Below are 14,956 nucleotides of genomic sequence, written 5' to 3'. Positions count from 1 at the left end.
GGGCGACCCGCTCACACCGGCCACTGCCCGGGGCGACCGAGCGCCCCGGGCAGTGTCGTGCCCGCGTCCCCGTCCGCCGCGGCGACCTGCTGCTGGGTCAGGAACAGCGCCCGTGCCAGGTCGGTGCCCCGCACGTCCGCACCGCGCAGGTCGGCGCCGGTGAGGTCGGTCCGCTCCAGCACGGCGCCGCGCAGGTCCGCGCCGATGAGCAGCGCGCCGCGGAGGTCCGCGCCGGCGAGGTCGGCGCCGCGCAGGTCCCGGCCGACGAGGTCCCGGGGCAGGTCGGGCGCCGCCGAGCCGGCGCGGGCCCGTTCGCTCGCGGCACGCAGCAGGGGCACGGCGCCGGCCCGCTCCTCGTCCACGTCGACCGCGGCGACGACGTCGGCGTCCGCACCGGCCAGCCCCTCGAGCCGGACCCGCACCGCCTCGAGCTCCGCGTGGAGCGGGCCGTCCACGAGCGAGGCCGCCTCCGCGACGTACCAGAGCAGCTCGTGGAGGCCTCGGACGACGTGGAAGACCGCGAACAGCCGCCCCGCCGCCGCGGGGTCGGCGCGCCAGTCGGTCCCGGGCAGCACGTCCCCGACGACGCGCTGGCCCGCGCCGAAGCAGTCGTACGTCGTGCAGCCGCGGAACCCGCGCTCGGGGAGCCGGTCGTGGATCGAGCAGCGCGAGTCGCCGGCCAGGTGCGGGCACGGCGCGCCCGCGGGCTTGTCGATCGCGAAGTCCGCGGAGGGGGCGAAGGCGAGCGCGACGCAGCACAGGCCCGTGCAGCGGGCGCAGTCGGCCCGCAGGTGCGACCGATGGTCGATGTGGGCCACGGGGACGAACCTATCTAGGCTGGGGGCGTGATCGAGCTCCGCACCCCTGCCCAGGTCGAGGAGATGCGCGCCGCAGGCCGCTTCGTCGCCGACGTCCTCACCGCCCTGGCCGAGACCGCCGACGTGGGCATGAACCTGCTCGAGCTCGACGCCCTGGCGCACCGGATGATCCGCGAGCGCGGTGCGGAGTCCTGCTACATCGACTACCACCCGTCCTTCGGGGCCTCGCCGTTCGGCAAGGTGCTGTGCACCTCGGTCAACGACGCGGTGCTGCACGGGCTCCCCCGCGACTACGTCCTGCAGGACGGCGACCTGCTCAGCGTCGACTTCGCGGCGAGCGTCGACGGCTGGGTGGCCGACTCGGCGTACTCCCTGGTCGTCGGCACCGCCCGTCCCGAGGACCTCGCGCTGATCGCGACGACCCAGCGGGCGCTCGAGGCCGGGGTCTCGGCCGCGCAGCCGGGCGCGAAGATCGGCGACATCTCCCACGCCATCGCCTCGGTCGCCCGCGAGGCCGGCCTGAAGATCAACACCCAGTTCGGCGGCCACGGCGTCGGCCGGACCATGCACGGCGACCCGCACATCCCGAACGACGGGCGCCCCGGCCGTGGGTACACCCTCAAGCCCGGCCTGGTCATCGCGATCGAGCCGTGGTTCCTGCACACCACGGACGAGATCTTCACCGACGCCGACGGCTGGACGCTGCGCAGCCTCGACGGCTCCCGCGGCGCCCACATGGAGCACACCGTCGCCGTCACCGAGGACGGCCCCCTGGTGCTGACCGCGCGCCAGCACGAGCCCGTCCTCAAGGGCGGGCTCGTGCGGGCCTGACCCGCCGGCCGGGTCGTCGGGTCAGGCGTAGCGGACCGGCAGGTCCTTGAGCCCGTTGATCCAGGAGTGGCGGAGCCGCCGGGGCTCCCGCTCCTTGACGATCCCCGGGGCGTGGTCGGCCAGCGCGTCGAAGAGCACCCGGATCTCCTGGCGGGCGAGGTTGGCCCCCAGGCAGTAGTGCGCCCCGTGGCCACCGAACCCCAGCTGCGGGTTCGGGTCGCGGGTGATGTCGAAGCGGAACGGGTCCTCGAAGACCGTCTCGTCGAAGTTCGCGCTGGCGTAGAACAGCCCGACCCGCTGGCCCTGGCGGACGGTGACGCCGCCGATCTCCACGTCGCGCACCGCGGTGCGCTGGAACACCGTGACCGGCGTTCCCCACCGGACGACCTCGTCGACCATCGTGGCCGGCCGCTCGGCCTTCCACAGCTCCCACTGCTCGGGGTTGTCGAGGAAGGCGTTCATCCCGTGCGAGATGGCGTTGCGGGTCGTCTCGTTGCCGGCGACGGCGAGCAGGATGACGAAGTAGCCGAACTCGTCGTCGGTCAGGCCGCGCTCGCCCTTGTGGGCGTTGAGCAGCCGGGTGATCAGGTCGTCGCGGGGGTTGGCCTGGCGCTCGGCGGCCATCGACATCGCGTAGCCCAGGATCTCCGCGGCGGCGACGTCCGGGTCGCCCGGGTAGTCGGGGTCGTCGGAGGCCAGCATCTGGTTGGACCAGTCGAACAGCTTGAACCGGTCCTCCTGCGGGACGCCGATCAGGTCGGCGATCGCCTGGAGCGGCAGCTCGGCGGCGACCTCCTCGACGAAGTCGCCCGTCCCGCGCTCGACGGCGGAGGTCACGATCGTCTCCGCCCGCTGGCGCATCAGGTCCTCGAGCTCGTTGATCGAGCGCGGGGTGAAGGCCCGGGAGACGATCTGGCGGGTGGTCGGGTGCTCGGGGGCGTCCTGGTTGAGCATGATCACCCGCTGCATCTCGACCTGCTCGCGCAGCATCCCCTCGGAGAACCGGATGATCGCGCCGTTCTCGGCGTTGGACCAGTCCTTGGAGTTCTTGGAGACGGCTGAGACGTCCGCGTGCCGGGTGACGGCCCAGTAGCCGCTCCCGGACTCGGGCGCCATGCCGTCGTACGTCCCGGGCGCCTGCTCGACCCAGGTCAGCGGGCCGGCCTGCCGCATCTCGCGGAAGCGGTCGTGCGGGACGGACTTCTCGTTCACGAAGGGGTCCGTGGGGTCGAACCCCTCGGCCCGGACGTCGGTGGCGGTCACTGCGTTCCTCCTTGTGCGTTTCCGAGCCGGCCCGAGCACGTCACCGGTAGGCGACGCGCAGCTCCTTGACCCCGTTGATCCACGAGCTGCGCAGCTTGCGCGGCTCGGACAGCTGCGTGACGGTGACGTCCCGGTCGGCCAGGGCGCGGAAGATCAGGTCGACCTCGAGCCGGGCCAGGTTGGCGCCGATGCAGTAGTGCGCGCCGTGGCCACCGAAGGCCTGGTGCGGGTTGTGGTCGCGCGTGACGTCGAAGCGGAACGGGTCCTCGAACACGTCCTCGTCGAAGTTGGCGCTGGCGTAGAGCAGCCCGACCCGGTCCCCCTTGCGGACCAGCTGGCCGCCGACCTCGACGTCGTTCGTCGCGGTGCGCTGGAAGACCGTCACGGGCGTCGCCCAGCGGATGATCTCGTCCACGGCGGTGGCCGGGCGCTCACGCTTGTAGAGCTCCCACTGGTCGGGGTTCTCGATGAAGGCGTGCATGCCCCAGGTGATCGCGTTGCGGGTCGTCTCGTTGCCAGCGACGGCGAGCAGGATCATGAAGAAGCCGAACTCGTCGTCGGTCAGCCCGCGGCCCTCCTCGCTGCCGACCTGGACGTCGGCGGTCACCAGGCGGGTGAGGATGTCGTCCTGGGGGTGGGTGCGGCGCTGGTCGGCGAGCGCCATCGAGTAGGCGAGGATCTCCATGAACGCCGTCATCTGGTCGCCCTCGACCTCGGGGTCGTCGTAGGACAGCATCTGGTTGGACCACTCGAAGAGCTTCCCGCGGTCCTCCTGCGGCACCCCGAGCAGCTCCGCGATGGCCTGCAGGGGCAGCTCGGCCGCGACGTCCTCGACGAAGTTGCCCTCGCCCTTGGCCAGGGCGTCGTCGACGATCTTCTCCGCACGCGCCTTGAGCCCGTCCTGCAGGGCGTTGATCGCTCGCGGGGTGAACGCACGGGAGACGATCTGGCGCAGCTTGGTGTGGTCCGGCGCGTCGTGGTTGATGAGGAGGAAGCCGGTCTGCTCGACCTCCTCGCGGGTCATCCCCGGGGCGAAGCGGATGATCACGCCGTTCTCGCGGGTGGAGAAGTTGGCCTGGTCCTTGGAGACCGCCGCGACGTCGGCGTGCCGGCTCAGCGCCCAGTAGCCCTCGTGGTCGGGGAACCCGGCGCGGGCCGCCTCGTCCTGCGCGATCCACGCGACGGGCGACGTACGCCGCAGCGCGAGGAGCTCCTCGTGCGGCAGGCGCTGGGCCATGACGTCGGGATCGGTGGGGTCGAACACCGGCACGGCGGTAGAGGTCACGAGCAGCCCTTCGTCACTGGAACGTGTTCTAGTGGCCGAGGTTACATACTCTCGGTAGGTAAGGGAAGAACCCCGCGACCACCTGACTGGGACGACCCTCCCGCGGAACGAGAACCTGTTCTAGTCTGCCCCTATGGGCACTCCCGTGATCGTCGACGCCGTCCGCACCCCCCTGGGGAAGAAGAAGGGGTGGCTCGCCGGCGTGCACCCCGCCGTCCTCCTCGGGTTCGCGCAGCGCGAGGTGCTCGCGCGCGCCGGGGTCGACCCCGAGCTCGTCGAGCAGGTCGTCGGCGGCTGCGTCACCCAGGCCGGTGAGCAGTCCAACGACATGGTGCGCCGCGCCTGGCTCCACGCCGGGCTCCCCCAGCACACCGGCGCGACCGTCGTCGACGCCCAGTGCGGCTCGGGCCAGCAGTCCGCGCACCTGGTGCACGACATGGTCGCCGCCGGCACCATCGACGTCGGCATCGCCTGCGGCGTCGAGTCGATGTCGCGGATCCCGCTGGGCGGCAACGTCCCCGCCGGCCTCGGCGACCCGCGGCCCGACGACTGGACGATCGACATGCCCAACCAGTTCGAGGCCGCCGACCGGATCGCGCGCAACCGAGGGCTGAGCCGCGCCGACCTCGACGCGTTCGGCCTCGCCTCCCAGCGCAAGGCGCGCGTCGCCGTGGACGAGGGCCGCTTCAAGCGCGAGATCGCCCCGATCGAGGCGCCCGTCCTCGGCGAGGACGGCTCCCCCACCGGCGAGACCCGCCTCGTCGACCGCGACCAGGGCCTGCGCGACACCACCGCCGAGGGCCTCGCGGCGCTGCGTACCGTCCTGCCCGACGGCCTGCACACCGCCGGCACGTCCTCCCAGATCAGCGACGGCGCCTCGGCGGTCCTGATCATGGACGAGGACAAGGCCCGCTCGCTGGGCCTCACCCCCCGCGCGCGGATCGTCACCCACTGCCTGGTCGGCTCCGACCCGTACTACCACCTCGACGGCCCCGTCGAGGCGACCGCGCGGGTGCTCGCCCGGTCGGGCCGGTCGATCTCGGACATCGACCTGTTCGAGGTCAACGAGGCCTTCGCCTCCGTCGTCCTGTCCTGGGCCGGCCAGCACGGCGTCGACATGGACCGGGTCAACGTCAACGGCGGCGCCATCGCCCTGGGCCACCCCGTCGGCTCCACCGGCACCCGGCTGATCACCACCGCCCTGCACGAGCTCGAGCGGCGCGACGCCTCCACCGCCCTGATCTCCATGTGCGCCGGCGGTGCCATGGCCACCGGCACGCTGCTCGAGCGGATCTGAGCGGGTTCGTCCGGCTCGGGGCGGGTGGTGGCTGTTCATCAAGGGATGCAGCCGAACCGCCTCTTCCCTGGACGAGCTACACCTAGGAGGCGGCGCTCCATCAAGGGATGTAGCCGACTCATCACTCCCCGGGGCGAACTTCACCAGGGAAGCGGCGCGCCATCAAGGGATGCAGCCGAACGGTCACCCCGCGAGGCGCGACCCAGCGAGCCTGCGGTCAGCCGGACAGTCGGAGCCCCCGCCTGACCCGCGCGACCGTCAGGGTCGGGCGGTCGAAGTCCGACCAGACCAGGCGGACCATGCCCATGCCGCTGGCCTCGCGGGCACGATCTTCCCTCTGCTTCTCGGCGAAGACGACCGCCCTCGCGTCCTGGCCCGGCCGGAGCAGGCGTCCGTACTTCACGCGCCCGTCGAACTCCCCGAGCAGTCCGTGCTCCGGCCACCCCCAGTCCGAGGTGGCGACCAGCTGACCGCCCGTGTCGTGGACGGCGTACTGCAGCTGAGGTGCCGGCAGGCCGTGGCTCCAGAAGAGGTATCGGCCGCGGGACTCGCCCACCGACTCCGCACGCGCATCTGCCATCCGGACCATCAGGTGCAGGTGCTGCACGAACGGCCAGTGGCTCATGAGCTCGAAGCGCCCCATGAGGGCCTCGGGACTCACCAGGCCGCGGCGCAACAGGGAGTCCAGCATGACCAGCGCCTGCTCGTTCGTGGCCCGGGAGCCGGCTTCGAGCGCGCAACGCTCGGGCGGCAGCACCAGCCGACCGCCCGCGTCGAGCACCTCGTCGGCGGCGCAGAAGCCTTCGTGGTGGACGACGTCACCCTCGATCCGGCCCGGGCCGCCGTCGAGCCGGGTGACGTGCACTCGCGAGAGGTCCACGCCCCAGGTGTCGATGCCGTGCTCGACGACTCCTGACACGTGGCTGAGCGCCACCCGGTCACCGAGCGAGTCGAGCACCGCGCCGCTCCGCACGCGGTGGCGCCCGAGGTCGTCGAGCGCCTGCCACAGCTCGGTGAAGGTGTAGTAGCCACGGCGGATGCGGACCCAGACCCGGTGTCGGACGACCTTGGTGATGTCGCGGTCGGCGTACCCCGCACTGCGGGCGTCGCGCCGCGTGAAGAAGCCGTTCCGTTCGGCGAGCACGCGCATCGGGTCCATGGCAGGACGGTCGCGGGCCGACTGGACCCGACGGAGCAGCGTCACCGACGGCTGTGGACAGGCCAGGCGTTCGCGCACCTGTGGACGCGGGACGGGCGGGCGCTCGTGGGCGACTGTTCATCTGCATCCCTTGATGAAGCGCCGCCTCCCGAGTGGAGCTCACCCGGGGAAGCAGCAAGTCATCTGCATCCCTTGATGAAGCGCCGCCTCCCGAGTGGAGCTCACCCAGGGAAGCAGCAAGTCATCTGCATCCCTTGATGAACCGCCCTCACCGACCCGCACACACGCCGCGAGCTCAGGCGCCGTACACCGGCTCCGGGGCAGGCGCGGAGGAGATCAGGTCGCGCAGGACGGCACCGAGCTCGGCGGCCTCCCAGCGGGAGCCCTTGTCGCGGGAGGGGCCGTGGGCCCAGGCGTTCTCGAGGGTGACCTTGCCGCCCTCGATCTCGATGACGCGGCCGGTGACGTCGCCGGCCTCCTCGGAGGCGAGCCAGGCGACGACCGGGGAGTTGTCCTCCGGCTCGGGCATGGCCGAGGTGTCGAAGGCGCCCTCGGTCATCCGGGTCCGGGCGACCGGCGCGATGGCGTTGACGGTGACGCCGTACCGCCCGAGCTCGGCGGCGGCGACGAGGGTGAGCCCGGCGATGCCCGCCTTCGCCGCGGAGTACGTCGCCTGGCCGATGGAGCCCTGCAGGCCGGCGCCGGAGGAGGTGTTGACGACGCGGGCGGCGCGGGTGCGGCCGGCCTTGGCCTCGTTGCGCCAGTAGGCACCGGCGTGCCGCAGCGGGGCGAAGTGGCCCTTGAGGTGGACCCGCACGACGGCGTCCCACTCCTCCTCGGAGGTGTTGACGAGCATCCGGTCGCGCACGAAACCGGCGTTGTTGACCAGGATGTCCAGGCCGCCGAAGGTGTCGATGGCCTGCTGCACCATCGCCTCGGCCGCGGCGAAGTCCGCCACGTCGGCGCCGTTGACGACGGCCTGGCCGCCCATCGCCTCGATCTCGGCGACGACGGACTCGGCCGGGGTCTCCCCCGTGCCCTCACCGGAGATCGAGACGCCGTAGTCGTTGACGACGACGCGGGCGCCGTGCCGGGCCAGCTCGAGCGCGTGGGCGCGGCCGATGCCGCGGCCCGCGCCGGTGACGATGGCGACGCGGCCGTCGAGGAGGGTGCTCATCAAGGTGCTCCTGGGATCAGGGTCGGGAGTCGGGAGGGGTTCGAAGCGGGTCAGCCGGTCACGGCGGAGAGGAACACCGGCGGCTCGCCGCCGCCGTGGCACTCCACGCGCGCCCCGGAGACGTACGACGCGAGGTCGCTGGCGAGGAAGGCCGCCACGTGGCCTACCTCCTCGGGCCGCGCCATCCGGCCGAGCGGGATGGTCCGCTCGATCGCGGCGACACCGTCGTCGCCGCCGTAGTGGTCGTCGGTGTTCTCGGTGCGGCACAGGCCGACGTCGACGGAGTTCATCCGCACGCGCGGCGCCCACTCGATCGCCAGGGACCGGGTGAGCGAGTCCAGGCCGGCCTTCGCTGCGCCGTACGCCGCGGTGCCCGGCGAGGGCCGGGTGGCCGACACCGAGCTGATGTTGACGATGGACCCGCCCGTGGGCTGGGCCTGCATCACCCGGTTCGCCGCCTGCGCGGCGACCAGCGGGGCCATCAGGTTGAGGCCGACCACCTTGTCGTGGAAGCGGGGCGAGGCGTCCGCCGCCATGGCGTACGGCGCGCCGCCGGCGTTGTTGACCAGCACGTCGAGCCGGCCGTGCTCACCGACGACGGCGTCGACCATGCCGGCGACCGCCTCGGCGTCGCGGACGTCGCAGACGTGGTGGGTCGTCCCGGCGACGGGCTCGACGTCGGAGCGCGAGCAGGTCGCGACCGTCGCCCCGGCGGCCAGGAAGACGCGGGTGATGCCGAGTCCGATGCCCTTGGTCCCGCCCGTCACGAGGACGACGCGGCCGGTGAGGTCGAGGGTGAGCGACATGCTGCGACCATACCAAGCAAATGCTAGGTTGGCACGCATGCCGACCACCTCGGAGCTCCGCGCGGACGGGATCCGCGTCATCACGATGGCCCACCCACCCGTCAACGCCCTGACCGTGCAGGGGTGGTTCGACGTCGCCGCCGCCCTCGACGAGGCCGGCCGCGACCAGGCCACGCACGTCGTGGTGCTGCGCGCCGAGGGCCGCGGGTTCAACGCCGGCGTGGACATCAAGGAGATGCAGCACACCACGGGGTTCGACGCCCTGATCGGCGCCAACAAGGGCTGCTACGCGGCGTTCAAGGCGGTCTACGAGTGCGCGGTCCCGGTGATCGCCGCGGTCAACGGCTTCTGCCTCGGCGGCGGCGTCGGCCTGGTCGGCAACGCCGACTGCGTCGTCGCGAGCGACGACGCCTACTTCGGCGTCCCCGAGGTCAACCAGGGCGCCCTCGGCGCGGCGACGCACATGGCGCGGCTGGTGCCGCAGCACATGATGCGCACCCTGTACTTCACCGCCCGCACGATCAAGGCCCAGGACCTCGTGCAGTTCGGCAGCGTCCTGGAGGTGGTCCCCCGCGACCGGCTCGACGACGCCGCGATGACGGTGGCCGCCGAGATCGCCGCCAAGGACACCCGGGTCGTCCGCGCCGCCAAGGAGGCGCTCAACGGCATCGACCCGACCGACGTGAACAAGAGCTACCGGTTCGAGCAGGGGTTCACCTTCGAGCTCAACCTCGCCGGCGTCAGCGACGAGCTGCGCGACGGGTTCGCCGGGACAGACAAGTCCTCCCAGAAGAAGGAACGAGCGTGACCAAGGGACCCCGCGACAAGCGGATGAGCATCGACGAGGTCGTCGGCGAGCTGCGCGACGGCATGACCATCGGGATCGGCGGCTGGGGCCCGCGGCGCAAGCCGATGGCACTGGTCCGCGCGATCCTGCGCAGCGACCTCCAGGACCTGACCGTCGTCAGCTGGGGCGGCGCCGACGTCGGCCTGCTCGCGCGCGCCGGCAAGATCCGCAAGCTGGTCTACGCCTTCGTCTCCCTCGACTCCGTCCCGCTGGAGCCGAACTTCCAGCGTGCGCGCCAGGCGGGCACCATCCCCGAGCTCGTCGAGCTCGACGAGGGCATGTTCCAGACCGGCCTCCAGGCCGCCGCCCAGCGGTTGCCGTTCCTGCCGATGCGCGCCGGCCTCGGCTCCGACGTGCTGGTCAACCAGCCGTGGATCAGGACCGTCACGAGCCCCTACGCCACCGCGGACGGCGCCCACGAGGAGCTGGTCGCCGTGCCGGCGCTGCACCTCGACGTGGCCCTCGTCCACATGAACCGCGCCGACGCGCACGGCAACGCGACGTACCTCGGGCCCGACCCGTACTTCGACGACCTCTTCTGCATGGCCGCCGACCGCGCGTTCGTCTCCTGCGAGCAGGTCGTCGACACCGCCGGCCTGACCGTCGACGCCCCGGTCCAGCGACTCCTGCTGAACCGGATGATGGTCAGCGGCGTGGTCGAGACCCCGAACGGCGCCCACTTCACGACCTGCACCCCCGACTACGAGCGCGACGAGCGGTTCCAGCGCGCGTACGCCGCCGCGGCCGGCGGGTCCGACGAGGACTGGTCGGCCTTCGAGCAGAGGTTCCTGTCCGGTGACGAGGACGCCTACCAGGCGGCCGTCGCCGCGTTCGCCGAGGAGGGCAAGTGAGCAGCACCCAGGACATCGACGGAGCGGTCGGCGTGACCCGTGCCGACGTGTGCGCGGCGGCCATCGCCGACGCGTTCCGCGACGACGGTGAGATCTTCGCCAGCCCGATGGGGATGCTGCCGATGCTGGGCGTGCGCCTGGCCAAGCTGACGTCCAACCCCGACCTGGTCATCAGCGACGGCGAGTCGCTCTTCCTGGCCGGTGTCCCGCCGCTGTTCGCGAAGGCGGACGTCGTCGAGGGCTGGATCCCCTTCCGGAAGGTCTTCGACGTCGTCGCCTACGGCAAGCGGCACGTGATGATGGGCGCCACCCAGGTCGACCGCCACGGCAACCAGAACATCTCCGCCATCGGCGACTGGGCACGCCCCGAGCGCCAGCTGCTCGGGTCGCGTGGCGCACCGGGCAACACGGTCAACAACCGCACGTCGTACTGGGTCCCCAAGCACTCCACCCGCGTCTTCGTCGAGGCCGTCGACATCGTCTCCGGCGTCGGGCCGAAGCGGGCCAAGGAGGCCGGCCCCGGCGCCTCGACCTACCACGACGTCCACCGGATCGTCACCAACCTCGCGGTGCTCGACGTCCGCGGCGCCGACGACACCGTGCGGCTGCTGAGCGTCCACCCGGGCGTCGAGGTCGACGAGGTGCGCGCGGCGACCGGCTTCGAGCTCGAGGTCCCCACCGACGTTCCCGCCACGCGCGAGCCGTCCATGGAGGAGCAGGTCATCATCCGCGAGGTGCTGGACCCCAAGGGGCTGCGGTTCAAGGAGGTCCCGGCGTGATCGAGCAGCTGATCCGCACCCCGTTCACCGACCTGACCGGGGTCCGCCACCCGGTCGTCCAGACCGGCATGGGCTGGGTCTCCGGCCCCCGCCTGGTCAGCGGCACCGCGAACGCCGGCGGCCTGGGCATCCTGGCCAGCGCGACCATGACCTTCGCCGAGCTCGAGCAGGCGATCATCGAGGTCAAGAGCCGCACCGACCGGCCCTTCGGCGTCAACCTCCGCGCCGACGCCGCCGACGCGCCCGACCGGTGCAGGCTGCTCATCGACCACGGCGTGAAGGTGGCGTCGTTCGCCCTCGCCCCCAAGCCCGAGCTGATCGCCACGCTCAAGGAGCACGGCATCGTCGTGATGCCCTCGATCGGAGCGGCCAAGCACGCGGTCAAGGTCGCCTCCTGGGGCGCCGACGCGGTGATGGTGCAGGGCGGCGAGGGCGGCGGCCACACCGGCCCGGTCCCCACGACGCTGCTGCTGCCCACGGTCCTGGACGCCGTCGACATCCCGGTCGTCGCGGCCGGCGGGTTCTTCGACGGCCGCGGCCTCGCCGCAGCGCTGTCGTACGGCGCCGCCGGGGTCGGCATGGGGACGCGGTTCCTCCTCACCCAGGACAGCGCAGTGCCGGACGCCGTCAAGCGGCTCTACCTCGAGCGCGGCCTCACCGACACCGTCGTGACCGCGAAGGTCGACGGCATGCCGCACCGGATGCTGCGCACCGACCTGGTCGAGGAGCTGGAGGAGACCGGCACCCTCAAGCGGCTCGCCCCGACCGTGCGCCGGACGCTGGAGTTCAAGCGCGACAGCGGCATGAGCTGGGCGGCACTGGCCAAGGACGGCCGGGCGATGCGCAAGGCCCAGGGCCGCACCCTCGGCCAGGTGGCGCTCGCCGCCAACACCCCCACCATGCTCAAGGCCGGCCTCGTCGAGGGCGACACGAGCGCGGGGGTGCTCGCGAGCGGCCAGGTCGTCGGCGTCATCGACGACCTGCCGACCTGCGAGGAGCTCGTCGACCGGATCGTGACCCGGGCCGCCGACGAGCTACGCCGCGCCGCGTCGTACGTCGTGTGAGGGTCGATCACGCCCCTACAGTGCGCCGGGTGACCCGGACCGTGCTGCTGTGGATGATCCCCCTCAACCTGCTGCTCGTGGGCTGGGTGTGGATCGGCCGGGTGCTCTTCGGCGTCGGCGGCTGGATGATCCTGGTCTACCTGATGAGCGTGGTCCCGGTGCTGCTCATCGCGCTGCTCGTGACCACGGTGCTGGCGCTGACCCAGGACGGCGAGCCCGGTCGCCCCCGGGAGCTCACCCGGCCCCAGGCGCAGGCGCAGCTCGGCACGTGGCTGGGGATGCTCGTCTTCGGCGCCTTCTCCTTCGACTTCGGCGACACCGAGGACAGCGACATGGCGCTGCTGACGCAGGTGTTCGGGGACCACGGCTGGGCGTGGACGGCGACGCTGACCATCATGGCGACCTCCGCCCTCGTCACGGTCGTCGCCTGGGTCGTGCTGCTGGTGACCCTGACGGCCGGCCGGCGGCGCACCGCCGTACCCTCGTGAGCATGAGCGCCCCGACGCCGTCGCCCCGCCGGTCCCGGCACCTGCTCGACCCCGACAACCCCCGGCCGACGCGTCCCTCCCGCCCCCGCAAGCAGGGTGCGATGAGCATCGAGACCGTCCAGCGCTACGTGATGTCGGTCCTTGCCGCGACGACGATCCTGCACCTCTCGGTCGGCCTGGTGATCGCCGGCCTGGTGATCGACGACGAGTTCCGGACCTCCCAGATCGGGCTGTGCGTGCTCGGTGGCGCGTTCGGCGTCCTGGCCGTCGTCGCCGCGCTGGCGATCCACCGGAAGAACCCGCTCTCCCCCTGGCTGCTGCTCGGCACGATCCCCGGCATCGTCGGCGTGTGGCTGGTGCTGAGGTAGGTCGGCCTCTGCGGACGGCTTCAGCGGCTGGCCGCTGGAACTGTCGGTTGGCCGATGAAGTTTCAGCGGCCAACCGGGAGCTTCATCGGCCGGCCGCTGAAACATCCCCGGCCCAGGGGCGACCCAGGGCGACGCAGCGCCTACCAACAGCTCAGAGACGCTCGATGATCGTCACGTTCGCCTGGCCGCCGCCCTCGCACATCGTCTGCAGGCCGTAGCGGCCGCCGGTGCGCTCCAGCTCGTTGAGCAGCGTGGTCATCAGGCGGGTGCCGGTGGCGCCGATGGGGTGGCCGAGGGCGATCCCGCCGCCGTTGACGTTGACCTTCTCGTGCGGGATGCCGATCTCCTCCATCCAGGCCAGGACGACCGGGGCGAACGCCTCGTTGCACTCGAACAGGTCGATGTCGTCGACCGAGAGGCCGGTCCGCTCCAGCGCGTGGCGGGTGGCGCGGATGGGACCGGTCAGCATCCACACCGGGTCGTCGCCGCGGACCGAGAGGTGGTGGACGCGCGCCCGCGGGGTGAGCCCGTGGTCGGCGACGGCCCGCTCGGAGGCGATGAGCACCGCCGAGGAGGCGTCGCAGATCTGCGAGGCGACGGCGGCGGTGATCCGGCCGCCGGGGGCCAGCGGCTCCAGCGAGGCCATCTTCTCCAGCGACGTCTGCCGCGGGCACTGGTCGACCTCGAACGTCGTGCCGTCGGACAGCGCGACCGGCACGACCTCGTTCGCGAACCGGCCCTCGGCGATCGCCGCCAGCGCCCGCTCGTGCGAGGCGAGAGCGAAGGCCTCGAGCTGCTCGCGGGAGTGGCCCCACTTCTCGGCGATCATCTCGGCGGAGCGGAACTGGCTGACCTCCTGGTCGCCGAACCGCTTCTGCCAGCCCGGGGACTCCGCGAACGGCGTGGAGAAGCCGTACTGCTGACCGACGATCATCGCCGCGGAGATCGGGATGGCGCTCATGTTCTGCACGCCGCCGGCGACCACGAGGTCCTGGGTGCCGGACATGACGCCCTGGGCGGCGAAGTGGACCGCCTGCTGGGAGGACCCGCACTGGCGGTCGATGGTCACGCCCGGGACGTGGTCGGGCAGGCCGGCGACGAGCCACGCCGTGCGCGCGACGTCGCCGGCCTGGGAGCCGATCGTGTCGCAGCAGCCCAGGATGACGTCGTCGACGGCGCCCGGGTCGACCCCGGTCCGGTCGACCAGCGCCGAGATCGAGTGGGCGGCGAGGTCGGCGGAGTGGACGCCGGCGAGCGCGCCGCCGCGCTTGCCGGTCGGCGTCCGCACCGCGTCGACGATGAATGCTTCAGGCATGGGCGATCCCGTCTAGGAGGATGGTGAGGTACTGGTCGGCGACGTCGGTGTGGGTGAGCTTCCCGCCGGGGCGGTACCACCGCACCGCCACCCAGACCGTGTCGCGGATGAAGCGGTAGGTGAGCTCGACGTCGAGGTCGGCGCGGAGCGCACCGGACCTCAGCCCGTCCTCGAGGAGGGTGATCCACACCTCTCGGGACTGGGCGTTGCGCTCGGCGAGGTAGTCGAAGCGCTCCTGCTGGCCGAGGAAGTCGGCCTCGTTCTGGAAGATCGCCACCTCGTGGCGGTGCCGGTCGATGGCCTCGAAGGAGAGGCGCACGGCCCGCTCGATCTTGGTGCGGGCGTCGTCGTCGCTGCGCAGGACCTCGTCGTACGCCGCGAACAGCTCGGCCTGGAAGGACGAGAGGATCTCGTCGACCATCGACTCCTTGGAGTCGAAGTGGTGGTACAGGCTGCCGGAGAGGATGCCCGCGGCGTCGGCGATGTCGCGGACGGTGGTGTTCTTGAAGCCCTTGTCCGCGAACAGCTCGGCGGCGATCGACAGCAGCTGCCGCCGACGATCGGTGCCCTCGGGGCGTTCGGTGCGGGCCTGCGCGCTCATGGGGCCA

Annotated in this window: 16 protein-coding genes; 8 read left to right on the top strand and 8 right to left on the bottom strand. The window is 72.1% G+C overall.

Annotated elements, in window-relative coordinates:
- Positions 1-11: 11 nt before the first annotated feature.
- Positions 12-818 (bottom strand): pentapeptide repeat-containing protein, encoded by an 807-nt coding sequence (locus OSR43_RS09705; RefSeq protein ID WP_302271165.1) that lies wholly within the window; start codon positions 816-818, stop codon positions 12-14.
- Positions 819-845: 27 nt separating this feature from the next.
- Here OSR43_RS09705 and map point away from each other — a divergent pair, with 27 nt between their 5' ends.
- Positions 846-1,649, top strand: coding sequence for a type I methionyl aminopeptidase (gene map, locus OSR43_RS09700; RefSeq protein WP_302271164.1), 804 nt, complete (start codon positions 846-848; stop codon positions 1,647-1,649).
- A gap of 21 nt (positions 1,650-1,670) precedes the next feature.
- Here map and OSR43_RS09695 read toward each other — a convergent pair whose 3' ends face one another.
- Together OSR43_RS09695 and OSR43_RS09690 are read right to left on the bottom strand one after the other, a co-directional pair.
- Positions 1,671-2,912 (bottom strand): cytochrome P450, encoded by a 1,242-nt coding sequence (locus OSR43_RS09695; protein WP_302271163.1) that lies wholly within the window; start codon positions 2,910-2,912, stop codon positions 1,671-1,673.
- Positions 2,913-2,952: 40 nt separating this feature from the next.
- Positions 2,953-4,197 carry a cytochrome P450 gene (locus OSR43_RS09690; protein WP_302271162.1) on the bottom strand — a complete coding sequence of 415 codons (1,245 nt, stop codon included), beginning with the start codon at positions 4,195-4,197 and terminating at the stop codon, positions 2,953-2,955.
- A gap of 133 nt (positions 4,198-4,330) precedes the next feature.
- On the opposite strand from OSR43_RS09690, the gene OSR43_RS09685 reads away from it, so the two are divergent.
- The gene (locus OSR43_RS09685) at positions 4,331-5,494 is read left to right on the top strand and encodes a steroid 3-ketoacyl-CoA thiolase (RefSeq protein WP_302271161.1); all 1,164 of its coding nucleotides are present in this window, start codon (positions 4,331-4,333) and stop codon (positions 5,492-5,494) included.
- A 217-nt stretch (positions 5,495-5,711) separates the two neighbouring features.
- Here OSR43_RS09685 and OSR43_RS09680 read toward each other — a convergent pair whose 3' ends face one another.
- From OSR43_RS09680 to OSR43_RS09670, 3 genes are all read right to left on the bottom strand, one after another.
- Complete coding sequence (locus OSR43_RS09680) at positions 5,712-6,653, bottom strand: type IV toxin-antitoxin system AbiEi family antitoxin domain-containing protein (RefSeq protein WP_302271160.1); 942 nt, start codon at positions 6,651-6,653, stop codon at positions 5,712-5,714.
- 295 nt (positions 6,654-6,948) lie between these two features.
- Positions 6,949-7,830, bottom strand: coding sequence for an SDR family oxidoreductase (locus tag OSR43_RS09675; protein WP_302271159.1), 882 nt, complete (start codon positions 7,828-7,830; stop codon positions 6,949-6,951).
- Positions 7,831-7,880: 50 nt separating this feature from the next.
- Positions 7,881-8,636, bottom strand: coding sequence for an SDR family oxidoreductase (locus OSR43_RS09670; protein ID WP_302271158.1), 756 nt, complete (start codon positions 8,634-8,636; stop codon positions 7,881-7,883).
- A gap of 37 nt (positions 8,637-8,673) precedes the next feature.
- Between OSR43_RS09670 and OSR43_RS09665 the strand changes: the two genes are divergently transcribed.
- Genes OSR43_RS09665 through OSR43_RS09640 form a run of 6 tightly spaced genes read left to right on the top strand, consistent with a single transcriptional unit; the run spans position 8,674 to position 13,033 of the window.
- Positions 8,674-9,444, top strand: coding sequence for an enoyl-CoA hydratase family protein (locus tag OSR43_RS09665; protein ID WP_302271156.1), 771 nt, complete (start codon positions 8,674-8,676; stop codon positions 9,442-9,444).
- The gene (locus tag OSR43_RS09660; protein ID WP_302271154.1) at positions 9,441-10,334 is read left to right on the top strand and encodes a CoA transferase subunit A; all 894 of its coding nucleotides are present in this window, start codon (positions 9,441-9,443) and stop codon (positions 10,332-10,334) included. Before OSR43_RS09665 ends, OSR43_RS09660 begins: the two co-directional genes overlap by 4 nt.
- The gene (locus tag OSR43_RS09655) at positions 10,331-11,113 is read left to right on the top strand and encodes a CoA-transferase subunit beta (protein ID WP_302271153.1); all 783 of its coding nucleotides are present in this window, start codon (positions 10,331-10,333) and stop codon (positions 11,111-11,113) included. The genes OSR43_RS09660 and OSR43_RS09655 overlap by 4 nt, the downstream gene beginning before the upstream one ends.
- Complete coding sequence (locus OSR43_RS09650; protein ID WP_302271152.1) at positions 11,110-12,177, top strand: nitronate monooxygenase family protein; 1,068 nt, start codon at positions 11,110-11,112, stop codon at positions 12,175-12,177. The genes OSR43_RS09655 and OSR43_RS09650 overlap by 4 nt, the downstream gene beginning before the upstream one ends.
- A 29-nt stretch (positions 12,178-12,206) precedes the next feature.
- A complete protein-coding gene (locus tag OSR43_RS09645) occupies positions 12,207-12,665 on the top strand; it encodes a hypothetical protein (RefSeq protein WP_302271150.1) in 459 nt (152 codons plus the stop codon).
- A gap of 2 nt (positions 12,666-12,667) precedes the next feature.
- On the top strand, positions 12,668-13,033 hold the full coding sequence (locus tag OSR43_RS09640; RefSeq protein ID WP_302271149.1) for a hypothetical protein: 366 nt from the start codon (positions 12,668-12,670) through the stop codon (positions 13,031-13,033).
- Positions 13,034-13,184: 151 nt separating this feature from the next.
- Here OSR43_RS09640 and OSR43_RS09635 read toward each other — a convergent pair whose 3' ends face one another.
- A complete protein-coding gene (locus OSR43_RS09635) occupies positions 13,185-14,348 on the bottom strand; it encodes an acetyl-CoA C-acetyltransferase (RefSeq protein ID WP_302271147.1) in 1,164 nt (387 codons plus the stop codon).
- Positions 14,341-14,949, bottom strand: a complete 609-nt coding sequence (locus OSR43_RS09630) for a TetR/AcrR family transcriptional regulator (RefSeq protein ID WP_302271145.1) — start codon at positions 14,947-14,949, stop codon at positions 14,341-14,343. The genes OSR43_RS09635 and OSR43_RS09630 overlap by 8 nt, the downstream gene beginning before the upstream one ends.
- Between the last annotated feature and the right edge of the window lie 7 nt (positions 14,950-14,956).

The organism is Nocardioides sp. Arc9.136 (assembly GCF_030506255.1).
Lineage (GTDB): Bacteria > Actinomycetota > Actinomycetes > Propionibacteriales > Nocardioidaceae > Nocardioides.
Note: the sequence above shows the minus strand (reverse complement) of the source record. Positions and strands in the feature narration are given on the sequence as shown.